The sequence below is a fragment of the Mycolicibacterium sp. SMGY-1XX genome (assembly GCF_059132455.1).
The window spans coordinates 1,685,773-1,706,339 of sequence record NZ_CP101139.1; the positions used below are offsets into that span (position 1 = coordinate 1,685,773).

The 20,567-nt window shown below is 68.1% G+C and carries 24 protein-coding genes and 1 pseudogene; 22 read left to right on the top strand and 3 right to left on the bottom strand.

Going from position 1 to position 20,567, the window contains the following annotated elements; translation table 11 throughout:
• Window positions 1–13: 13 nt before the first annotated feature.
• Window positions 14–1,684, bottom strand: a complete 1,671-nt coding sequence (locus tag NL241_RS08275; RefSeq protein ID WP_494397272.1) for a PucR family transcriptional regulator — start codon at window positions 1,682–1,684, stop codon at window positions 14–16.
• A 243-nt stretch (window positions 1,685–1,927) separates the two neighbouring features.
• On the opposite strand from NL241_RS08275, the gene NL241_RS08280 reads away from it, so the two are divergent.
• The 20 genes and pseudogenes from NL241_RS08280 (at window position 1,928) to rplO (ending at window position 16,375) form a co-directional block, all read left to right on the top strand.
• On the top strand, window positions 1,928–2,380 hold the full coding sequence (locus tag NL241_RS08280; protein ID WP_487690813.1) for a GlcG/HbpS family heme-binding protein: 453 nt from the start codon (window positions 1,928–1,930) through the stop codon (window positions 2,378–2,380).
• A 167-nt stretch (window positions 2,381–2,547) separates the two neighbouring features.
• A pseudogene (locus tag NL241_RS08285) lies at window positions 2,548–3,252 on the top strand (iron-containing redox enzyme family protein); the annotation flags it as partial.
• 32 nt (window positions 3,253–3,284) lie between these two features.
• Window positions 3,285–3,617 (top strand): Rieske (2Fe-2S) protein, encoded by a 333-nt coding sequence (locus NL241_RS08290; RefSeq protein WP_487690817.1) that lies wholly within the window; start codon window positions 3,285–3,287, stop codon window positions 3,615–3,617.
• Window positions 3,614–4,843: an NAD(P)/FAD-dependent oxidoreductase gene (locus NL241_RS08295; protein WP_494397273.1), complete on the top strand. Its 1,230-nt coding sequence runs from the start codon at window positions 3,614–3,616 to the stop codon at window positions 4,841–4,843. The genes NL241_RS08290 and NL241_RS08295 overlap by 4 nt, the downstream gene beginning before the upstream one ends.
• Window positions 4,840–6,291, top strand: a complete 1,452-nt coding sequence (locus tag NL241_RS08300; protein ID WP_494397274.1) for an aldehyde dehydrogenase family protein — start codon at window positions 4,840–4,842, stop codon at window positions 6,289–6,291. Before NL241_RS08295 ends, NL241_RS08300 begins: the two co-directional genes overlap by 4 nt.
• A gap of 11 nt (window positions 6,292–6,302) precedes the next feature.
• Window positions 6,303–6,686, top strand: a complete 384-nt coding sequence (locus tag NL241_RS08305) for a Rieske (2Fe-2S) protein (RefSeq protein ID WP_487690822.1) — start codon at window positions 6,303–6,305, stop codon at window positions 6,684–6,686.
• Window positions 6,683–8,284, top strand: coding sequence for a gamma-glutamyltransferase family protein (locus NL241_RS08310; protein WP_494397275.1), 1,602 nt, complete (start codon window positions 6,683–6,685; stop codon window positions 8,282–8,284). Before NL241_RS08305 ends, NL241_RS08310 begins: the two co-directional genes overlap by 4 nt.
• Entirely contained in the window at window positions 8,274–8,705 is a 432-nt protein-coding gene (locus tag NL241_RS08315; protein ID WP_487690825.1) for a RidA family protein, read from the top strand. The genes NL241_RS08310 and NL241_RS08315 overlap by 11 nt, the downstream gene beginning before the upstream one ends.
• Before the next feature lie 224 nt (window positions 8,706–8,929).
• The gene (locus NL241_RS08320) at window positions 8,930–10,453 is read left to right on the top strand and encodes a permease (protein ID WP_494397276.1); all 1,524 of its coding nucleotides are present in this window, start codon (window positions 8,930–8,932) and stop codon (window positions 10,451–10,453) included.
• A complete protein-coding gene (locus NL241_RS08325; protein ID WP_494397277.1) occupies window positions 10,450–11,853 on the top strand; it encodes an amidase in 1,404 nt (467 codons plus the stop codon). The genes NL241_RS08320 and NL241_RS08325 overlap by 4 nt, the downstream gene beginning before the upstream one ends.
• A 237-nt stretch (window positions 11,854–12,090) precedes the next feature.
• Complete coding sequence (rplN, locus tag NL241_RS08330) at window positions 12,091–12,459, top strand: 50S ribosomal protein L14 (protein WP_003883432.1); 369 nt, start codon at window positions 12,091–12,093, stop codon at window positions 12,457–12,459.
• A complete protein-coding gene (gene rplX / locus NL241_RS08335; protein WP_487690831.1) occupies window positions 12,460–12,777 on the top strand; it encodes a 50S ribosomal protein L24 in 318 nt (105 codons plus the stop codon).
• A 5-nt stretch (window positions 12,778–12,782) separates the two neighbouring features.
• Entirely contained in the window at window positions 12,783–13,355 is a 573-nt protein-coding gene (gene rplE / locus NL241_RS08340) for a 50S ribosomal protein L5 (protein WP_487690833.1), read from the top strand.
• 4 nt (window positions 13,356–13,359) lie between these two features.
• Complete coding sequence (locus NL241_RS08345) at window positions 13,360–13,545, top strand: type Z 30S ribosomal protein S14 (RefSeq protein WP_019510998.1); 186 nt, start codon at window positions 13,360–13,362, stop codon at window positions 13,543–13,545.
• Window positions 13,546–13,641: 96 nt separating this feature from the next.
• Window positions 13,642–14,040: a 30S ribosomal protein S8 gene (rpsH, locus tag NL241_RS08350; protein ID WP_487690835.1), complete on the top strand. Its 399-nt coding sequence runs from the start codon at window positions 13,642–13,644 to the stop codon at window positions 14,038–14,040.
• A 20-nt stretch (window positions 14,041–14,060) separates the two neighbouring features.
• Window positions 14,061–14,600, top strand: a complete 540-nt coding sequence (rplF, locus tag NL241_RS08355) for a 50S ribosomal protein L6 (protein WP_487690837.1) — start codon at window positions 14,061–14,063, stop codon at window positions 14,598–14,600.
• Window positions 14,601–14,602: 2 nt separating this feature from the next.
• A complete protein-coding gene (rplR, locus tag NL241_RS08360) occupies window positions 14,603–15,010 on the top strand; it encodes a 50S ribosomal protein L18 (RefSeq protein WP_494397278.1) in 408 nt (135 codons plus the stop codon).
• Between the two features lie 23 nt (window positions 15,011–15,033).
• The gene (rpsE, locus tag NL241_RS08365) at window positions 15,034–15,750 is read left to right on the top strand and encodes a 30S ribosomal protein S5 (RefSeq protein ID WP_494397279.1); all 717 of its coding nucleotides are present in this window, start codon (window positions 15,034–15,036) and stop codon (window positions 15,748–15,750) included.
• A 2-nt stretch (window positions 15,751–15,752) separates the two neighbouring features.
• Window positions 15,753–15,935: a 50S ribosomal protein L30 gene (gene rpmD / locus NL241_RS08370; protein ID WP_487690841.1), complete on the top strand. Its 183-nt coding sequence runs from the start codon at window positions 15,753–15,755 to the stop codon at window positions 15,933–15,935.
• Window positions 15,932–16,375 (top strand): 50S ribosomal protein L15, encoded by a 444-nt coding sequence (rplO, locus tag NL241_RS08375; protein WP_487690843.1) that lies wholly within the window; start codon window positions 15,932–15,934, stop codon window positions 16,373–16,375. The genes rpmD and rplO overlap by 4 nt, the downstream gene beginning before the upstream one ends.
• A 57-nt stretch (window positions 16,376–16,432) precedes the next feature.
• Here the strand turns inward: rplO and NL241_RS08380 are convergent, their stop codons facing one another.
• Window positions 16,433–16,870 (bottom strand): MarR family winged helix-turn-helix transcriptional regulator, encoded by a 438-nt coding sequence (locus tag NL241_RS08380; protein WP_487690845.1) that lies wholly within the window; start codon window positions 16,868–16,870, stop codon window positions 16,433–16,435.
• A gap of 68 nt (window positions 16,871–16,938) precedes the next feature.
• Between NL241_RS08380 and NL241_RS08385 the strand changes: the two genes are divergently transcribed.
• A complete protein-coding gene (locus tag NL241_RS08385) occupies window positions 16,939–17,616 on the top strand; it encodes a nitroreductase (protein ID WP_494397280.1) in 678 nt (225 codons plus the stop codon).
• A 3-nt stretch (window positions 17,617–17,619) separates the two neighbouring features.
• Here the strand turns inward: NL241_RS08385 and NL241_RS08390 are convergent, their stop codons facing one another.
• Complete coding sequence (locus tag NL241_RS08390; RefSeq protein ID WP_494397281.1) at window positions 17,620–18,462, bottom strand: universal stress protein; 843 nt, start codon at window positions 18,460–18,462, stop codon at window positions 17,620–17,622.
• Window positions 18,463–18,555: 93 nt separating this feature from the next.
• On the opposite strand from NL241_RS08390, the gene sppA reads away from it, so the two are divergent.
• The gene (sppA, locus tag NL241_RS08395) at window positions 18,556–20,361 is read left to right on the top strand and encodes a signal peptide peptidase SppA (protein ID WP_494397282.1); all 1,806 of its coding nucleotides are present in this window, start codon (window positions 18,556–18,558) and stop codon (window positions 20,359–20,361) included.
• Window positions 20,362–20,567 lie beyond the last annotated feature (206 nt).

A 20,567-nucleotide genomic window follows, 5' to 3' on the forward strand; every position in this document is an offset into this window, starting at 1 on the left:
CGGTTCCGACGGGTCAGCGGAAACTGGCTTCCCGGTCGACGGCCGCGCGCACGTCCGACAGCATGTCCAGCCGGATGGCCAGCCAGACGGTGAACTGGTGCTCCGGCTGCCGGATGTCGAGACCGATCGACCGCGACACCCGGTCCAGTTTGGTGAGCATGGTGTTGCGGTGGACGTTGAGTACGCGTGCGGTCGCATTCACGTTGCCGCCGTTGGCCAGGTAGCCGGTCAGCGTCTCGAGCAGGTCCGGCGACTTCCGCAGTGGCCCCAGGATGTCGCGCACCAGCGCCCGGCTCTGTTCGGTGTCCGCCGCCTCGGCCAGCACGGTGAAACTGCGCAGTTGTTGATACGAGGTGGCGCCGGTCTGGCCGAGGCGGCGGGCGATGCCCAGTGCCACCCGCGACTCCCGGTAGCTGTCGGAGACCTCACTGGCGCCGTGGGCCGGCCGGCCGTAGGCCACGGCCACCGGGGATCCCCGCCGTTTCCGTAGCTCGGCGGACATCGCCTCCGCGTAATCGGTCATCTCGGCCCGCATGCGGGTGTCGTCGTCGTTGCGCAGGGAGCGGACCACCACCAGCACGTCACCGATCACCGTCACATACGACTGCACCAAGGGGTCGGGAGCCACCCCGGCCGCATACCGGGCCAGCCGCACCATGCTGGCCGCGGGATCGTCGACGCCCTGCGGCAGTGCACCCGGTGCCACGTAGACGCCGAACCGGGTGTCGATGTCGATCTCGTGGTACTCGGCCCGCGCCCGCATATCGTGCTCGCTGGAGAAGCTGCCGTGCACCAAGGCCTGCACGAAATCGCCCCGGGCCCGCTCCTCGGCCTCGTCGACGCTGTGTTGTCGCAGCATTTCCGAACCGATGATCGCCGTCGCCTGTTCGGTGACCACGACGTGGCGCGCCATATCGTGGGTGCCCGGGGCTGCCCCAGGCACCAGCACGATCACCCAGCCTTCGAAGGCCTTGCCCAGCCTGATCGCGCTGGCGATCGCCGTCCACGGGCAGTTGTTCGGTCCCGCAACACTTTCCACGCGGGTGTCGTGTCCGATGGTGCGCCGCGCTGCGGGCAGCGGCGCAGCCAGCATGGGGCCGATCTCCTCGCTGAGTGACACCGCGGCGTCATCGCCGAGCCCGCAGTGGGCGACCACGTTGCCGCGCGCGTCGAGGGCCATCGCCGGGTTGCGCGCCAGGTTGGACACCTCCCGGATCAGCATCTCCAGTCCGGCCCCCCGATGGAAGAGCCCGGCCAGCGACGCGTGCACGTGCGTGGAGTACCGCATCACGTGCACTTCCTGATTGAGCGCACGCTCGGCCAGCAGCCGGTTGAGCGCGGCGAAGCCGACCGGGAAGCTCATTTCGACGACCACGAGACCGGCCGGTAACGACGGCTGCAGCAGCTCCGCCGGGACCGCGCCGTCCACCAGCAAAGTGGTGGCGCCGCGGGCCGCCAGCGCGGTCAGGGCCCCGTGATTGCCCAGCAGCGCCTCCGGCCTTGTGTAGACGGCGATGCCGTCGAGCGGATCGGTCCGCGACAGCACCTCGGCCAACGGCAGCACCCAGTGCAACTCCGCCTGCACGCGGTCGGCTCCCACGATGACGCGGGCGCCGGCCATCAGTGACTCGTCGAGCAGTCCGGCGACCGTCAATCGACCGTTGTCGGTTTCCTGTTCGGACATTCTCTTCATCACCTGCGCTGTTCGTCGCACTGCGGGGGACATGAACACCGACGTTCACTGGTCCTTAACGGAATATCGTGAAACCCAGCACTCAGCCTATGTGCACTTTGACCTTCTCCGCCGCACAAATCAGGACATCTTGGCCCTGCCGTCGCGTCTTCGGGGTTGATAGAAATCTCGGCAAGGCACCTAGCCGAGCCGAACGCCCCCACAGTCCCCGACACCGAGAACGAGGCACGAGGTATGCACCAGATTCACCGGATCACTCTCGACGACGCACTGCCGCTGCTGGCCGCCGGCCGCGCCAAAGCTGAGGAGATCGGCGTCAAGCAGACGCTGTGCATCTGCGACGACGGCGGCAATGTGCTTGCGCTGCACCGCCTTCCGGGCGCCAGGTTGACCGGTGTGGACATCGCGATCGCCAAAGCCTTCACCGCGGCGGGCCACGAGCGCGCCACTCACCTGTTCAACGAGGCGCCTGACGGGCCCGCCCTGCCCGGCAACGAAGCCTTCGGCATCAGCCACATGCTGCCGGGCAAGTTCGCCATCTTCGTCGGCGGATTCCCGCTCGTCTTCGACGGCCAGATCGTCGGTGGCGTGGGCATCAGCGGGGGCAACGGAGCTCAGGACAAGGCCGTCGGCGCGGCGGTGCTCGCCGAGTTCGAGGCGCTGACCGCTTCCGTCGCACGCCGCTGACCCCTGTGCAATATCACCGATCAAGCCGGTTCCGGCGGGTGATTGTGTACGTGGTCGACGCGACAACCCGACACTAACGTCGCTGGTGCAGGTTCTCCGCAGTGACGCGGAATGCAGCTCAGTACACCAGTTTTCGCCAGAACGATATAACCCGGAAGGACACAAAGATGACCGAACTGCTGGGGCGTGACGAGTTCCGCGCCGAACTGGAGAACGCCATCAAGGGCCGCGAGGCCAAGAACGCCTCGTTCTCCAAGGCCTGGGCCGAGGGTCGGCTCGAGCGCCACCACTTCGCCCGGTGGGCCGAGAACCACTACCACTACGTCGGCCCGTTCGCCGACTACCTGGCCAACATCTACGCCAACACTCCCGATGAGTTCACCGGTGCCAAGGACTTCACGCTGCAGAACATGTACGAGGAGGAACTGGCCGACATCCGCCACACCGATCTGCTGATCAAGTTCGGCGAGGCATGCGGTACCACCAAGGAGCGCATCGAAGACCCGAACAACATGAACGCGATCACCCGGGGGCTCCAGTCCTGGTGCTACGCGGTCTCACAGCGTGAGCACTTCGTGGTCGCCACCGCCGCCCTGGTGGTGGGTCTGGAGTCGCAGGTTCCCAGCATCTACATGAAGCAGATCGTGCCGCTGCGTGAGGTGTACAAGTTCACCGAGGACGAGATCGAATTCTTCGATCTGCACATCACTTCCGATGTGGTGCACGGTGAGCGTGGTTACCAGATCGTGCTCGACCACGCCGACACCCCGGCACTGCAGCAGCGTTGCCTGCAGATGGTGCGCTGGGGCGCCGAGATGCGCTTCTCCTACACCAAGGGCCTCTACGACACCTACGTGGCCTCCGAGCTCGAACCCGTCGCCGAAATCGCAGGAAGGGGAACCTCATGTCTGAGGGTTGGGTGGCGGTGGCCACCACCAAGGAGCTCGGCCGTCGACGCAAGCTCCGGGTCGAGGTCGACGGCTCCGCCATCGCGTTGTTCCAGGCCGAGGGCAAGGTGTACGCATTCGCCGATCTCTGTGTGCACCAAGACCGTTCACTGTTCAAAGGCACGCTGCTGCACGGCAAGGTGATCTGCCCCGGCCATCAGTGGCAGTTCGAACTGGAAACGGGCTACGAGGCCGACCAGGACCTCTGCCAGCCCACCTACCCGGTGCGCGTCGACGACGACGGCACCGTCTACATCTGCATGACCGCCAATCAGGAGGCGCGCGCATGACCCGCCCCACCTACGTCACCATCGGTGCCGGCCAGACCGCCGCGGTCGCCGCGCGCAACCTGCGCCGCCGCGGGTTCGACGGGCGGATCGTGCTGGTGGGCGACGAGCCGTATGCGCCGTACCAGCGTCCGCCGCTGTCCAAGGAGTTTCTCGCCGGGGCCGAAACCGACGACTCGTTGCAGATCCTGCGGCCCAGCTGGATTGCCGACAATGACGTCGAGATCATCACCGGCACCACCGTCACGCGAGTCGATACCGCCTCCGGCGCACTGGAATTCGACTCCGGCGCGTCGCTGGTGGCGGATGCCGTGCTGTTCGCCACCGGCGGCAGCCCCCGCACCCTCCCGGTACCGGGTCCACGCCCGGACCTGGTGCACTACCTGCGCACACTCGACGACGCCAAGCGGCTGGCGCCGCTGCTGACGCCGGGTCGCCGGCTGGCGATCATCGGCGCCGGTTTCATCGGCCTGGAGATCGCGGCGACCGCCACGACCGCCGGCGTCACGGTGACGGTGCTGGAAACCGCACAGGTGCCGCTGGCCCGGGTGATCGGCGCCGACATGGGCGCCTTGATGACCCAGCTGCACCGCGACAACGGCGTCGACGTGCGCACCGGCACCGCGGTGGCCTCGGTGCGCACCACCGCCGACGCCGTACTGATCGGCGCCGAGGAGTTCGACGCCGTGGTCATCGGTATCGGGATCACACCCAATGTGGCCGCAGCCGTGGCGTCGGGCCTCGCGGTCGACGACGGCATCGTCGTCGACGCGGTGGGCCGCACCGCCGTCCCGAACATCTACGCCGCCGGCGACGTCGCCCGGCGCTACTCGCCACGGGCGGGCCGCCACATCCGCGTCGAGCACTTCGACAACGCCAGCCGCCAAGGCGTCGCGGTGGCCAACGCCATGCTCGGCTTCGATGCGATCTCCGATGATCCCCATTGGTTCTGGTCGGATCAGTTCGACCGGAACCTGCAGTTCGTCGGCACCGCCACCGGGGAGCCGACGATTCGGGGCGACCGCGACGGGATGGATTTCACCGGGTTCTACTTCGACGGTGGCGTGCTGTGCGGAGCCTTCACCGTCGACAGGGGCGAGGACATCTCGGCGGCCAGGGAGCTGCTGGGCCGCGAATTCGACGCCGCCGCCCTGTGCGACGAGGACACCGACCTGTTCGATCTCGTATACGCCGACGACGACGAAGTGGAAGCGCAGGTACACGCATGATCGACGGTTCGAACTTCCTCGAGGGCAACTGGGTGCCCGCGCAGTCGGGTGCGACCTTCACCCGGCGCAATCCGGCCGACCCGACCGATGTCATCGGCACTTTCCCGGCGTCGGGGCCCGACGATGTGCGTACCGCCGTGGACATGCTGGAGAAGGCTGCCCCCGAATGGGCGGCGACCTCACCGGAACGCCGCGCCGCCATTCTGGAAGCGGCTGCCGCACAGCTGGAGTCGCGCAGCGAGCAGCTGATCGGGGAACTGGTCCGCGAAGAGGGCAAGACCGTCGCCGAGGCCACCATGGAGGTCAGCCGGACACCGATGAACCTGCGGTACTACGCCGCAGAAGCAACCCGGGCCGTCGGCGCCACCTACCCGGTGGCGGGAGAGACGCTGCTGTACACGATGCGCGAACCGGTGGGTATCGTCGGTGCGATCACCCCGTGGAACTTCCCGCTGAACATCCCGTCACGCAAGCTCGGTCCTGCTCTGGCGGTGGGAAACACGGTGCTGTTCAAGCCTTCTGAGCTCACCCCGCTGATGGGGCAGCGGCTCGTCGAGGCACTGTTGGCCGGCGGGCTGCCACCGAATGTGATCGCGCTGGTACAGGGTGGCGGTGAGGCCGGGGCAGCGGTGGCCGCCGACGACCGGGTGGCGGCGGTGACCTTCACCGGATCCACCCGGGTCGGGCGCCTGATCCACAGTCAGGTGGGCCCGCACCGGCGCGTCCAGCTGGAGATGGGCGGCAAGAACCCCGTGGTGGTGGCCCCGGACGCCGACCCCGGCAGGGCGGCGGCCCTGATCGTCAAGGGCGCGTTCGGGTTGTCCGGGCAGGCGTGCACCGGGACCAGCCGGGTGATCGTCACCGACGAGAATCACGACGCGCTTGTCGAGGCCATCGTGGCCCGCGCCGAGGCGCTGACAGTGGGCCCGGGTGACAGGTCCGGCGTCGACATGGGTGCCCTGGCCAGTGCCGACCAGTTCGACAAGTTCACCAGCTACGTGCAGGCCGGTGTCGATGACGGGGCCACCCTGCGCTGCGGTGGTACGGCGGTGCAGCTCGCCGACGGACCCGACGGATTCTTCGTGCGTCCCGCCGTGTTCACCGACGCACAGCCCGGCATGCGGATCGTCGACGAAGAGGTGTTCGGGCCGCTGATCGCCGTTCAGCGCGCCGCCTCGCTCGACGATGCCGTTGACCTCGCCAACAACACCGAATTCGGACTGTCGGCCGCGATCGTCACCAATGACCTCGCCGTCGCGCAGATGTTCTCGCGCCGCTCCAAGACCGGCCTGGTCAAGATCAACCAGCCCACCACGGGCATGGCGATGAACGCCCCGTTCGGCGGCTACAAGGCGTCGTCCACCGCGACCTTCAAAGAGCAGGCAGGCGCGTCGATGATCGAGTTCTACCTCAATGAGAAAACCGTCTACCTCAACCCCACCGGCTAGGAACCACCGACATGACTGAGCAGATCCAGAAGGCCACAACAGAATTCGTTCGGGTCGCCAGATCCGGGCAGGTCCCGGAGGGGATCGTGCGCCGGTTCCACGCCGGTGAACACGAGTTCGCGGTGGCCAGATTGCGTGGCAAGGCGTACGCGACGTCCAACTACTGCACCCATCTCGATTGCCTGCTGTCGTCGGGCAAGCTCCGCGACGACGGAATCGGATGTTCTTGTCATGGAAGTGCTTTCGACCTGGAAACCGGGGAGCCCATCAGCCCGCCGGCCACCGAGCCGATCAAGACCTTCCCCGTGGAGGAACGCGACGGTGAGATATTCGTGGGGTTGGAGCCCGGGGAAGCGCCCGCCGGGCCCACCCGACGCCTGCGCCGCCAAGCATGACCGCCGCAGCAGTGCGACCCCCGGCGCTCTCGGCAGCCGGCATGGTCAGCAGCAGCCACCCCGCTGCCAGCTTCGCCGGCGCACGGGTGCTGGCCGAGGGCGGTAACGCCATCGACGCCACCCTGGCGATGGCGGCCATGACATGGCTGACGTTACCCGGCCAGTGCGGTATCGGCGGCGACGCGTTCGCCGTCGTCCGTGAGCCCGACGGCCGGGTGTGGACCATCAACGGCTCGGGGTTCGGGCCGGACGGCGGTACCACCGATTTCTATCGCGCACAGGGGTTTTCGGTCATTCCGATGGACGGCCCGCTGGCGGTCTCGGTGCCCGGTGCGCCAGCCGCCTTGGCCGCGCTGCACGCCCACGGTGCATCACGTGCGCTGGGGGAACTCTGGGAACCGGCGGCCCGCGTCGCCGAGGGCGGACTGCCCTGTTCGGCGCGCACCGCAGGCGACGTGGCTCTGGCACTGAGCGCGGTGTGCGCCGACGCGGGCCTGGCCTCGGTCTACACCCGCGGCGGGGCACCCTTGCACACCGGGGCCAGGACCCCTCAGCCCGAGCTGGCCGCCACGATCCGCCGGCTGGCCGCCGACCCCCGCTGGTTCTTCCACGGTGAGTTCGCCGAACGCGCGGTGTCAGCGCTGCACAACGGCGGCGCGCCGTTCACCGGTGACGAGTGGGCCGCCACCGCGGCAATCGCCCCGGAACCCGCGTTGGCGGGGAACTACGCCGGGGCCGTCATCCACCAGACCCCGCTGCCGACACCGGGCTGGATGGTGTTGCAGCAGGCGGGGTTGTGCGATGGGGTGATCGGATTCGACGGATGGCTGTCCGCGCCGGCAGTCGACCGGATGGCCCGCGCCGCGCGCCTGACCTTCGCCGACCGGTTCGAACTGTGCGGCAGCCAGAACGACGGAGCCCGCTACGTACTGGAACCGGGCCGGCTCGACGCCCAGCGCCGCGATCTCGACGAACGCACCGAACTGCGCGGCCCCGTCGACGTCCGTGCCGGTGACACCACCTCGACGGTCGCCGTCGACGCCGACGGCCGCGCGGTCAGCTTCATCCATTCACTGGCCTTCACCTTCGGCGCGAAGTTCACCGTCCCCGGCACCGGGGTGGTGCTCAACAACCGCCTGGCGCGTGGCGCGTACCTGATACCAGGCCACCCGAATGAGGTTGCGCCACGGCGTAAACCGCTGCACACGCTCAATGCGTGGATCGTCACCGACCACAGTGGTGCCCTGCTGCACGTCGGCAACACCCCCGGGGGTGACGGGCAGGTGCAGTGGAACATGCAGCTGCTGTCCCACCTCCTCGATCACGGTCTGGACCCGGCAGAGGCGGTATCCGCGCCGCGGTTCACCGTGTTCCCCGGATCCGACGCCGACGTCCTCGGTGCCGATCCCGAGCTGCGTGTCGAGGAGACCCTGGCCGCACCGGTCCGGGACGAGTTGGCCGCCACCGGTCACCACGTCGTGGTCCAGCCGGCGTTCGGCGGAGGGGGGAGTGCCCAGATCATTTCGCGCGACGACCGCGGCATCCTCAGCGGTGCGGCCGATCCACGGCAGGAAGGTATCGCCCTAGGTGTCGACTGAGCCCGCCGAACCGCCTGCGCCGCAGGGTGATTACGTGCCCGCGGTGCTTCACGCGGGGTTGGTCTTCAGCGCCGGTATGACACCGCGCCGCAACGGGGTGCTCACGGTGACCGGTGCCGTCGGGGCCGGGGTTGACGTGCCCACCGCAAGAGCCGCCGCCGCCCTGGCGGCCACCAACGCGTTGGCGGCGGTGCGCTCGGTGCTGCCCGCCGATTCGCCGGGGATCCGGTGCCTGCAGATGACCGTCTACGTGGCCTGCACTCCGGATTTCACCGCCGCATCGGCGGTCGCCGACGGTGCCTCCGAGGCCATCACCGCCACCCTCGGCGCCGGTGCGCTGCCGGCGCGCAGTGCCATCGGCGTCGCGGCGCTACCGTCCGGCGCGCCGGTCGAGGTGCAGTTGATCGCCGCGGCGCTGTGACCGTCACGGTGTTGGGCAGGGTGCACAGTCGGCAACCGCGGCACCTGTGCGCTGTGAGCATTGCCGAACGTTCGCCGGTTGGAAAGACTTTCGACACCGGCGTGTCATGTCGGCCAGCTCACACCCGAACCGCTGCACTGCTCATGTGAATCTCCCGTGCCGGTCGCACCCCATCTCGACGGCAGCACCCGGCGACCGCAGTCTTTCGAATGGATGGTGATGTCGTGTCGATTGCCCACTGGACATACCTGCTCGGCCTGGCGGTGCTCATCGCCACGGTGATCGCGAAGAAGAACGTCATCGCGCCGGCAATCGTCGCCACCTTCCTGACCGGGCTGGCGTTCTCGGGCAGCGTCACCGCCGGATTGGGGGCCGTGTTCAACGCGGCCATCATCGGCACCCGCGAGCTCTTGCCCATCTTCATCATCATCGCGCTGGTGACAGCGATGTTGGGGGCGGTGCGCCAGGCCGGCGCGGACACCGTGATGATCCGGCCGCTGCGGGGTCTGTTCCGCAACGGCCACATCTCCTACGTGGTGCTGGCGGTGGTGACGTTCCTGCTGTCGCTGTCGTTCTGGCCCACTCCGGTACTGCCCTTGATCGCCGCGATCCTGCTCCCGGCGGCCATCCGCGTCGGACTTCCGCCGTTCGGTGCCGCGCTGGCGATCGCCATCGCCGGCCAGGGGATGGCGCTCAGCTCCGATCTCGTCATGGGCGTCGCGCCGTCGTTGTCCGCCGAGGGTGCAGACGTGTCCGCCGGCCTGATCGCCGGGCGCGCCACGATCATCGCGCTGATCGCCGGCGTGGTGGCCCTGACCCTTGCCTACTTCCGCGACGTGCGCACCAAGATGCTCGACCCGGTGGCCGCGGCCGCCGTCGCCCTCCCTGTCGCCGAGGCGTCCGCCGATTCGCCGCGGCCCACCGCCACCGCCCAGGCAGGCGGTGGCGATCCCGTCCCCACGCGGGCACACTCCACCATCGTGCGCACCACCGGCGCCGGGGGAGAGGCCGCGAACTCGGCAGAAGAGCAGCCACCGTCGACCAAGGCGCGAATCATCGCGGTCGGGGTGCCCACCTTGTTCGCGGCCCTGTTGGCCTTCATGCTGCTGGGTCGCTTCACCACGCTGGTCCCCGATATCGACGAAGGGCTGGGGGCGCCGCTGGTCGGGGGCGCCGCCGCTCTGGCGTTGGTGGTCATCGCCGTGCTGGTGAGCCGCAAGAACTGGCTGGGCGACGTCGGTCAGCATTTCACCGACGGAATCACCTTCTCGTTCCGCTCGATGGGGATGGTGATACCGGTTGCGGGCTTCGTCTACATCGGGTTGTCGGACTACTCCGGCGCCATCCTGGGCCTCGCGCCGGACGGACCCGCACCGGCGTTCCTGCTGGATGCTGTCGCCACGGTCGAGCCCTACATTCCGCAGGTGCCGATGTTCGCCGCGTTCGCCATGCTGCTGATCGGCATGGTGATCGGACTGGACGGCAGCGGCTGGCCGGGTTTGCCGTTCACCGGGTCGCTGGCTGCCTCGCTGGGCGAGGGCTCGGGCGCCGACGTCGCCACCCTGGCGGCGATCGCGCAGAACGGGGCCAGCTGGACCGGCGGCGGGACGCTGGTGATCTGGTCCTCACTCATCGTGGTCGCCGGTCTCACCGGTGTCTCGGTCATGGACTTGGCCCGGCGGTTGTTCATCCCTGTGGTGTGCGGTCTCCTGGTGGCCACCACGGTGGCATCGGTGCTGCTGCTGTGAACGGCGCGGTGGGCCTGGGCAGCGCCGCGACCCTGATCGAGACCGCGGAACGAGTCCGCTCGGGCGAGACGAGTGCGCACGAGACGGTCGAACACGCCCTGGCGCTCGTCGAGGCGGGCAATCCCGAGCTCAACGCATTCGTACACGTCGACGGTGACCGGGCACTCGAATGGGCCGCCGAGGTGGACCGCGCCGTGGCCCGCGGGGACGACCCCGGTCCGTTGGCCGGGGTGCCCATGGGGGTCAAGGAACTGCAGCCAGTCACGGGCTGGCCGTTCGCGATGGGCAGCACGCTGTACGCCGAGAGGATCGCCGATCACACATGCACCCTGGTGTCGCGCGCGATCGCGGCCGGCGCGGTGCCGATCGGAGTCACCGCCTCCCCGGAGTTCGGCCGAGCCTCCTACACCGCCTCGACGCTGCACGGCGTCACCCGCAATCCGTGGAACACCGACCTCACCCCCGGCGGCTCCAGCGGCGGATCGGCGGCCGCCGTGGCCGCCGGCATGGTGCCGGTGGCCACCGGCACCGACGGTGCCGGGTCGCTGCGCATCCCGGCGTCCTACTGCGGGCTGGTGGGTTTCAAGGCCACCTACGGCCTGGTTCCACGCGGACCGCAGCACCGCGGCACCGGCGACAACGACCACTACGGTGTGCTGACCCGCACCGTCGCCGACACCGCCCGGTTCCTGGACTGTGTGTGCGGGGTCGACGATCATGACCGGGCATCTCTGCCCGCGCCGCCGCACGGTTTCGAAAAGCGTTTGCTGACAACGGATTTCACCTCCCTGCGGGTGGCCTTCACGTCGACGCTCGGGCCGTGCGATCCGGAGGTGGCGAGGGTCGCCGAATCGGCCGCGGAGAGGTTCTTCGACGCCACGGGAGCCGTCCGCGTCGACGCCGACGTCTCCATCGATCCGGCCTGCGGCGGCGCGTTCCGCACTTTGACGGCACCGGACGCCTACGTGCAGGTCGGTTCGCAGGCCGACGATCGCGACGTCCATCCGGCTGTGCGGCGTTACGTCGAGGCCGCGGCGGCGTTGGACATCGAAGCGCTGGTGCAGGCGCATGAGGCGCGTGCCCGGCTCGTCGCCGACCTGGCCGCGGCGTTCGAGACCGTCGATCTCCTGCTCACTCCCGCGACGACGGTGCCGGCGTTCGCGGCCGACGGGCCCATGCCCACCGAGATCGCCGGCCGAGTGGTGGACCACTGGGGTGCGCTGGCGGCCACCTTCCCGTTCAATCTCACCGGTCAGCCGGCCGTCTCCGTTCCGGCCGGTATGGCGGGTGGGGCGCCGGTGGGCCTGCAGATCGTCGGGCGGCGTCACGCAGATGTGACAGTGTTGGCGGCGGCCGCGGCCCTGGAGGCGCACGGTATGAGGGAGTTCGAGCGCCGCTGAGGCTCCGCAGATCCCTCGGAAAAGGCCGGGATTTGGTGCAAAGCTGCCTGTCACCTAGACTCTAGGGGTTGCCGTGGGCAGACCTCGGCTGTCTCCTGTGCTCTGGGAGGTGGCCCTGCGTGCCTTTCGACAGCTCAAGAAGTAGAAGACCGCGCACGACAGGTTATTCGCCTGCCCGGAAACGGGCGGGTCGGTGTTCTGGCGTGCACACGCAAAAATCAGGTCTGAGGAGATCTAGTGATTCAGCAGGAATCGCGGCTCAAGGTCGCCGACAACACGGGCGCCAAGGAGATCTTGTGCATCCGTGTGCTCGGTGGCTCGTCGCGGCGCTACGCCGGCATCGGTGATGTCATCGTGGCGACCGTCAAGGACGCCATCCCCGGCGGCAACGTCAAGCGTGGCGATGTCGTCAAGGCCGTCGTGGTGCGCACCGTGAAGGAACGTCGCCGCGCCGACGGCAGCTACATCAAGTTCGACGAGAACGCCGCCGTCATCATCAAGGCCGACAACGATCCGCGCGGCACCCGCATCTTCGGCCCGGTCGGGCGCGAGCTGCGTGAGAAGCGCTTCATGAAGATCGTCTCGCTGGCTCCGGAGGTTTTGTAAATGAAGGTCCGTAAAGGCGACACCGTGCTCGTCATCTCGGGCAAGGACAAGGGCGCCAAGGGCAAGGTCCTGGTGGCGTACCCCGAGCGTGAACGCGTCCTCGTCGAGGGCGTCAACCGCATCAAGAAGCACACGGCGGTCTCGGCCAACGAGCGGGGAGCGTCCTCGGGCGGCATCGTCACCCAGGAAGCCCCGATCCACGTGTCGAACGTGATGGTCATCGACTCCGACGGCAAGCCGACCCGCGTCGGTGTCCGTCGCGACGACGAGACCGGCAAGAACGTCCGCATCGCCAAGAGCAACGGCAAGGACCTCTGAGAGATATGACCACGGTAGAGAACACCGAGAAGGTGCAGCCTCGGCTGAAGCAGCGTTACCGCGAGGAAATCAAGGACGCGCTGAACAACGAGTTCAAGTACGCCAACGTCATGCAGATCCCCGGCGTGGTGAAGGTCGTCGTCAACATGGGTGTCGGTGACGCCGCGCGCGACGCCAAGCTGATCAACGGCGCGGTCAACGACCTGGCTCTGATCACCGGCCAGAAGCCCGAGATCCGCAAGGCCCGCAAGTCCATCGCCCAGTTCAAGCTGCGCGAGGGCATGCCGATCGGCGCGCGCGTCACGCTGCGTGGCGACCGGATGTGGGAGTTCCTGGACCGGCTCATCTCGATCGCGCTTCCGCGTATCCGCGACTTCCGCGGCCTGAGCGCCAAGCAGTTCGACGGCACCGGCAACTACACGTTCGGGCTCAACGAGCAGTCGATGTTCCACGAGATCGACGTGGACTCCATCGACCGCCCCCGCGGTATGGACATCACCGTCGTCACCTCGGCGACCAACGACGACGAGGGGCGTGCTCTGCTGCGGGCCCTCGGTTTCCCGTTCAAGGAGAACTGAGCAGATGGCAAAGAAAGCTCTGGTCAACAAGGCCAACAAGAAGCCCAAGTTCGCGGTGCGCGCCTACACGCGGTGCAACAGGTGCGGTCGCCCGCACGCGGTTTTCCGCAAGTTCGGACTGTGCCGGATCTGCCTGCGTGAGATGGCTCATGCGGGCGAACTGCCCGGCGTGCAGAAGTCCAGCTGGTAACCGAAGAGACATTCAAACTCCTAACACAGGTGCGCGGCAGGCCTCCAAGGGATTTCCGCCCAGGGGAACCGCCGCGAGGAAGGTGACACCGCTGTCATGACAATGACGGATCCGATCGCAGACTTCTTGACGCGTCTGCGCAACGCCAACTCGGCGTATCACGACGAAGTGACTCTGCCCCACTCGAAGATCAAGGCCAACATCGCCGAGATCCTCAAGTCCGAGGGCTACATCAGCGACTACCGCACCGAGGATGCCCGCGTGGGCAAGTCTCTGGTGGTCCAGCTCAAGTACGGCCCCAGCCGTGAGCGCAGCATCGCCGGCCTGCGACGGGTGTCCAAGCCCGGTCTGCGGGTCTACGCGAAATCGACCAACCTGCCGAAGGTGCTCGGCGGCCTGGGCGTGGCGATCATCTCCACGTCCTCGGGCCTGCTGACCGATCGTCAGGCATCACGACAGGGCGTGGGCGGCGAAGTCCTCGCGTACGTCTGGTAGCGGGACAGGAGTTCAGAACCATGTCGCGTATTGGAAAGCAACCGGTCGTCATCCCCAGCGGTGTCGACGTGACCATCAACGGGCAGAACGTTGCGGTCAAGGGCCCCAAGGGCACCCTGACGCTCGACGTAAAGGAGCCGATCAACGTCTCCCGTAACGATGACGGCGCTGTCGTCGTCACCCGTCCGAACGACGAGCGGGAGAACCGCTCGCTGCACGGGCTGTCCCGCACGCTGATCGCCAACCTGGTGACCGGTGTGACCGAGGGCTACACCACCAAGATGGAGATCTTCGGCGTCGGCTACCGCGTCGTGCTCAAGGGCACCAACCTGGAGTTCGCGCTCGGCTACAGCCACCCCGTCGTGATCACCGCCCCCGAGGGCGTCACGTTCGCGGTGGAGACCCCCACCAAGTTCTCGATCACCGGCATCGACAAGCAGAAGGTCGGCCAGATCGCGGCGAACATCCGCCGGCTGCGGAAGAGCGACCCCTACAAGGGCAAGGGCATCCGCTACGAGGGTGAGCAGATCCGCCGCAAGGTCGGAAAGACAGGTAAGTAACCATGGCTCAGACAGCTACACAGGCCGCCGCCCGTAAGCCGGTGGGCCAGAACATCTCCGCTACCCGTCGCGTGGCCCGCATCCGTCGCCACGCCCGGCTGCGCAAGAAGGTGCACGGTACCGCCGAGCGGCCGCGCCTGGTGGTCAACCGCTCCTCGCGGCACATCCACGTGCAGCTGGTGGACGACCTGACCGGCACCACCGTGGCCGCGGCGTCGTCCATCGAGGCCGACGTCCGTGCCGTCGAAGGTGACAAGAAGGCCCAGAGCGTGCGCGTCGGTCAGCTGATCGCCGAGCGCGCCAAGGCCGCAGGTGTCGACGCCATCGTGTTCGACCGTGGTGGCTACAGCTACGGCGGCCGCATCGCGGCACTGGCCGACGCCGCCCGCGAGAACGGACTCGAGTTCTAAATGACTGACAACGGAAGGACCGCATGATGGCGGAGCAGACTTCAGGTGCCGAGGCGAGTGCCTCGAACACCGGCGCCCCCACCGCCGGCACCCGTACCGATTTCCAGCGTGGCGGACGCGATGACCGCGGCGGCCGCGGGCGTGGCAACCGCGATGACCGTGGTGGCCGTGGCGGCCGCGACGATCGCGAGAAGAGCAACTACATCGAGCGCGTCGTCACCATCAACCGCGTCTCCAAGGTCGTCAAGGGTGGTCGGCGCTTCAGCTTCACCGCCCTGGTGATCGTCGGTGACGGCAAGGGCATGGTCGGCGTCGGCTACGGCAAGGCCAAGGAAGTTCCCGCGGCCATCGCCAAGGGTGTCGAGGAAGCTCGCAAGAACTTCTTCCGCGTCCCGCTGATCGGCAGCACCATCACCCACCCGGTGCAGGGCGAAGCCGCTGCCGGTGTCGTGATGCTGCGTCCGGCCAGCGCCGGTACCGGTGTCATCGCCGGTGGCGCCGCGCGCGCCGTGCTGGAGTGCGCGGGCGTGCACGACATCCTGGCCAAGTCGCTGGGCAGCGACAACGCGATCAACGTGGTTCATGCCACCGTTGCCGCACTCAAGCTGCTGCAGCGTCCCGAAGAGGTGGCGGCCCGTCGTGGCCTGCCCATCGAGGACGTCGCGCCGGCAGGCATGCTGCGCGCCCGTCGCGAGAGCGAAGCGCTGGCCGCTGCGGCTGCGCGTGAAGGAAGCGCATAACCATGGCTGAACTCAAGATCACCCAGGTGCGGGGCATCATCGGTGCCCGCTGGAAGCAGCGCGAGAGCCTGCGGACCCTGGGTCTGCGCAAGATTCGTCAGTCGGTCGTACGTGAGGACAACGCTCAGACGCGTGGCCTCATCAAGGCCGTTCATCACCTGGTAGAGGTGGAGGAGGTCAAGTGAGTGTCATCAAGCTGCACGATCTGAAGCCGGCTCCGGGCTCGAAGACCGCCAAGACCCGCGTCGGTCGCGGTGAAGGCTCCAAGGGCAAGACCGCGGGCCGCGGAACCAAGGGCACCAAGGCACGCAAGAACGTGCCCGTGACCTTCGAGGGTGGGCAGATGCCCATCCACATGCGGCTGCCGAAGCTCAAGGGCTTCCGCAACCGGTTCCGTACCGAGTACGCCGTGGTCAACGTCGGTGACATCGCCAAGGCGTTCCCCGAGGGCGGCACCGTCGGTGTCAACGAGCTCGTGGCCAAGGGCCTGGTCCGCAAGAACGTGCTGGTGAAGGTTCTGGGCGACGGCAAGCTGTCCGCCAAGGTCGACGTCACCGCCAACAAGTTCTCCGGCAGCGCCCGCGAGGCGATCACCGCCGCCGGTGGTTCCGCCACCGAGCTGTAAGAGCTGCACACAAGAGCCCCGCACGCTTCGGCGTGCGGGGCTTTTTGCTCTCCGGCGTCAGGGTTGGTCGCGACGGCCCACGTCGTCGAGTGCCTCGCGAAGTTCGCTGGCGCGCTCGTCGCTGATCTGGCAGGCCGTCTGGATCTGCGTCGGAACCGCCCAGATGTCGTCACGCAGCGCCTCACCGGCGGGCGCCAACTCCACCAGGACGCGCCGTTCGTCCCGGGTGTCGCGTCGCCGGGTGATCAGACCGGCCTGCTCCAGCCGTTTCACCAGTGGGGTGATGGTCCCGGTGTCCATCCCGAGAGTGGTGCCCAATTCGCCGACCGACGGCCTCGTGCCGCCGAGCAGTTCGAGCATCACCAGATACTGCGGGAAGGTGAGACCGAGTGGCTCGAGGAACTGTTTGTGCATCCGGATGAGCCGGTTGGCCGCACCGTAGAGCGCGAACGACAGCTGCTTGTTCACCGAATGGCGTGAATCAGGGGACGTCATCACCACGTTCTCTCGTACGCTAGAGTCTAGTGCGCTAGATAATTCCGTGACGCAAAGGGGAGGCCATCGTGCCGGTAGCCAAGACGTTCCACGACGTCGTCCGTGATCGCCGGTCCATCCGAAGCTTCCTTCCGACCCCGGTGCCCGACACCGTGATTCACAGTGTTGTCGACGACGCGCGGCACGCTCCCTCGAACGCCAACATACAACCGTGGGACGTGCACATCGTCTCCGGCGCAACGCGCGACGCGCTGAGCACAGCCCTGTTGGCGGCCGCGGGGCAGGAGAGGATGACCCCGGACTTCCCCTGGGCCTATGACGAGTTGTACGGCGTCTACCGCGACCGGCAGGTGGCGCAGGCGTCCGCCTACTACCAGGCGCTCGGCATCACGCGCGATGCCGAGGATGACCGCAGGGTGGCGCTGCTGCGCAACCTCGAGTTCTTCGGCGCGCCACACGCCTGCCTGCTGTTCATGCCGGATCTCTACGACGGGGTGCGGGTCGCCGGTGACGTCGGTATGTACGCCCAGACTTTCCTGCTCTCGCTCACCGCCCACGGGCTCAGCGGCGTGCCCCAGACCCTGCTGGGTTTCTTCGCCGACACCGTGCGCGAGGTGCTGGGCATCGACGGGTCGATGAAGATGCTGTTCGGGATCTCTTTCGGGCATCCCGACCTGGCCTCACCGGCCGGCGGTCATCGCATGGGCAAGGCGCCGGCCGGGGAGACGGTCACGTTCCACTGCTGAGGGTCAGCCGGCCGAGGGGACCACGATGACGGGACGGCACGAGCCGTGCAGCACCGAACGGGCCACGCTACCCAGCAGCACCCGCTTGAGCGCCGATCGACCCCGTGAACCGACGACGATGGCGGCGGCGTTGTGTTCGTCGGCCGCGGCGATGAGTGTGTCGGCGGTGGCGCCCGAACCGCGGCCGCGATGTGGTGCAGTACTGAGCACCTTCACCCCCTGCGGCGGGGCGGCCGAGGCTTGAGCGGTGTCATCGGAGGCCACCGAGACGGCCAGCACGTCGCGGGTGGGGAACAGGCTCTGCGCGGTGGCCACTGCCGCGGCGGCACCGGCGGACTGGTCGAAGCCGACGACGACGGGGCCACCGGCCAGCGCCTCGTACTCGGCGGCGAGCAGCGTCTGCCTGACGACCAGGACCGGCACCGGCGAATGCGCCACCAGCAGCTCGGAGACACTGCCCAGCACGGCCTCCGAGCCGGTCAGCCCACGCGAGCCGACCACCACCGCCGCCGGCGAATGGCTCTCGGCGAGTTGCGCCAGGCCGATCCCCTCACCGCCCCAGGCCTGCTTCACCAGCGGCTCGGCCTGCCAGCCTCCGTTGCGAGCCAGCGCGACCCCGGTCTCGACCAGCAATTCGGCCTCGAACTTGCCCTCGCGTTCCACCGATTCGGAGAGCTCGGCGACATTGTGGGCGCTCAGCCGCAGCCGACGGCGCAGCTCGCGCCCGGCGAACGGCGGAGTCTGCACATAGGCGATGAGGGCCTGCGCGGAGGGGAACAACCTCGTTCCGACTCTGATCGCGGTATTGGCAGCCGGTGATCCGTCGTAGCCGACCAGCAGATCCATCAGGTTCGGTGTCCCTTCTACTCGTGGGGCAATCAGGTGAGCGCCCGCTTCCAGCCTAGTTCCGCACCTGCGCGCGGTCGGTACGCTCGAAGAATGTTCGCTCTCTCCGGCATCCCCGGACGCATTCCCGGTCTCGACGAAGTGCGCGCAGTCGCCCGCAAGGTCGACACGGCACGTCACCACGGTGTGCCGGGTGGTGTGATCCTCGAACTCAATCTCGACGTCGTGCCCCCGGAGACCGTCGGCTTCGATCCACTGGTGGTGCTGACCCGTGGCGGCCGTCCCATGACACTGCGGCAAGCCGTGGCGGCCATCAATCGAGCCGCCGAGGATTCCCGTGTGGCGGGACTCATTGCCCGCGTTCAGATTCCGGCCGCTCCCGCCGGACCGGTGCAGGAACTGCGGGAGGCGATCGCCGCCTTCACCGCCGAGAAACCGTCGCTGGCGTGGGCGGAGACCTATCCCGGCACGCTGTCCTACTACCTGGCTTCGGCGTTCGGTGAGGTGTGGATGCAGCCGTCGGGCACCGTCGGCCTGGTGGGCTTCGCCACCAACGCGCTGTTCCTGCGCGACGCGCTCGACAAGGCCGGCATCGAGGCGCAGTTCGTGGCCCGGGGCGAATACAAGTCCGCGGCAAATCTTTTCACCCAGGACCGTTACACCGACGCTCATCGTGAGGCGGACACGCGGATGGTGGAGAGCCTGCATGCCCAGGTGTGGAAGGCTGTCGCCGAGTCCCGCCGCATTGCCCTCGCCGAGGTGGACGCGCTGGCTGACCGGGCCCCGTTGCTGCGCGACGACGCGGTGGCCGGCGGCCTGGTGGACCGGATCGGGTTCCGGGACGAAGCCTACGCCCGGATCGCGGAACTCGTTGGTGCCGAGGGGATTTCACCCGAGACCGGTGACGCCGACGGTGCCGGTGCGCCGCCGCGGCTGTTCCTGTCCCGTTATGCCAGGGCCGTCGCGCAGAACAATGCCCCCAAGGGCCTGCCGGCGCTGAGCCGCAAGAAAACGCCCAAGGTGGCCGTGGTGACCCTGGCCGGCCCGATCGTCAGCGGACGTGGTGGTCCGGGGCTGTCGCCCTTCGGTAACTCCAGCGCGGGCGGGGACACCATTGCCGCCGCACTGCGCGAGGCCGCCGCCGACAAGGACGTCGACGCCATCGTGTTGCGGGTGGAAAGCCCCGGCGGCTCGGTCACCGGGTCGGAGACCATCTGGCGTGAGGTGGTCCGCGCCAGAAAGGCCGGTACCCCGGTGGTCGCGTCCATGGGTGCCGTCGCCGCCTCGGGCGGCTACTACGTCTCGATGGCGGCCGACAAGATCGTCGCCAACCCCGGCACCATCACCGGATCGATCGGCGTGGTCACCGGCAAGCTCATCGCCCGGGATCTGAAGAACCGGCTCGGTGTCGGCTCGGACGGTGTGCGCACCAACGCCAATGCCGACGCGTGGTCGGTCAACGCTCCCTTCACCGAGGCGCAGCAACAGCAGGTCGAAGCCGAGGCCGACTTGTTCTACACCGACTTCATCCAGCGGGTGGCCGCCGGCCGCAACCTCGAGGTCGATGCCGTGGACGCGGTGGCCCGCGGCCGCGTGTGGACCGGTGCCGACGCACTCGAGCACGGCCTGGTCGACGAACTCGGCGGCCTGCGCACCGCCGTCCGCCGAGCCGCTGTGCTCGCCGGCTTCGACGCCGACGCCAAGGTCACCATCGCCAGCTACCCGGGCTCGTCGCTGCTGGACGCACTGCGACCCAAGCCGTCGTCGCAGCCGGCCGCCGCGTCACTGCCGCAGGCGGTGGCCTCGGTGCTCGGCCAGTCGGTACTGAGTGCGGTCAGCCAGGCCGAGCAGTCGCTCACCGGCGCGAACGTGTTGTGGTGGGGCAGCACCCGGCTCTAGAGCGGGGCTCACCGGGTATCGCCGGTGTCGGACTTCGTGCTCAGGTAACGCGAGACCGCCCGGATTCTCCACGAAAAAACTTGTCCGGCAAGAGCTTGGCCTGACGCGGCTGCGGTCCGGGGTGCTACACGGCCGATCCAACGGCATCCATTGGTCCGAGCATGGCCGAAAGATGATGCGCGCGAGGTGAATCCGACTGCTTCCCA

Excerpts from the sequence above, each read along its gene's own strand:
- sppA (WP_494397282.1), top strand. The coding sequence starts at position 18,556 with ATGTTCGCTCTCTCCGGCATCCCCGGACGCATTCCCGGTCTCGACGAA.
- rpsE (WP_494397279.1), top strand. The coding sequence starts at position 15,034 with ATGATGGCGGAGCAGACTTCAGGTGCCGAGGCGAGTGCCTCGAACACC.
- rplR (WP_494397278.1), top strand. The coding sequence starts at position 14,603 with ATGGCTCAGACAGCTACACAGGCCGCCGCCCGTAAGCCGGTGGGCCAG.
- NL241_RS08390 (WP_494397281.1), bottom strand. The coding sequence starts at position 18,462 with ATGGATCTGCTGGTCGGCTACGACGGATCACCGGCTGCCAATACCGCG.
- rpsH (WP_487690835.1), top strand. The coding sequence starts at position 13,642 with ATGACAATGACGGATCCGATCGCAGACTTCTTGACGCGTCTGCGCAAC.
- rplF (WP_487690837.1), top strand. The coding sequence starts at position 14,061 with ATGTCGCGTATTGGAAAGCAACCGGTCGTCATCCCCAGCGGTGTCGAC.
- NL241_RS08310 (WP_494397275.1), top strand. The coding sequence starts at position 6,683 with ATGACCGCCGCAGCAGTGCGACCCCCGGCGCTCTCGGCAGCCGGCATG.
- rplE (WP_487690833.1), top strand. The coding sequence starts at position 12,783 with ATGACCACGGTAGAGAACACCGAGAAGGTGCAGCCTCGGCTGAAGCAG.
- NL241_RS08305 (WP_487690822.1), top strand. The coding sequence starts at position 6,303 with ATGACTGAGCAGATCCAGAAGGCCACAACAGAATTCGTTCGGGTCGCC.
- NL241_RS08290 (WP_487690817.1), top strand. The coding sequence starts at position 3,285 with ATGTCTGAGGGTTGGGTGGCGGTGGCCACCACCAAGGAGCTCGGCCGT.
- NL241_RS08300 (WP_494397274.1), top strand. The coding sequence starts at position 4,840 with ATGATCGACGGTTCGAACTTCCTCGAGGGCAACTGGGTGCCCGCGCAG.
- rplX (WP_487690831.1), top strand. The coding sequence starts at position 12,460 with ATGAAGGTCCGTAAAGGCGACACCGTGCTCGTCATCTCGGGCAAGGAC.
- NL241_RS08280 (WP_487690813.1), top strand. The coding sequence starts at position 1,928 with ATGCACCAGATTCACCGGATCACTCTCGACGACGCACTGCCGCTGCTG.
- NL241_RS08345 (WP_019510998.1), top strand. The coding sequence starts at position 13,360 with ATGGCAAAGAAAGCTCTGGTCAACAAGGCCAACAAGAAGCCCAAGTTC.
- rpmD (WP_487690841.1), top strand. The coding sequence starts at position 15,753 with ATGGCTGAACTCAAGATCACCCAGGTGCGGGGCATCATCGGTGCCCGC.
- NL241_RS08275 (WP_494397272.1), bottom strand. The coding sequence starts at position 1,684 with ATGTCCGAACAGGAAACCGACAACGGTCGATTGACGGTCGCCGGACTG.
- NL241_RS08295 (WP_494397273.1), top strand. The coding sequence starts at position 3,614 with ATGACCCGCCCCACCTACGTCACCATCGGTGCCGGCCAGACCGCCGCG.
- NL241_RS08380 (WP_487690845.1), bottom strand. The coding sequence starts at position 16,870 with ATGACGTCCCCTGATTCACGCCATTCGGTGAACAAGCAGCTGTCGTTC.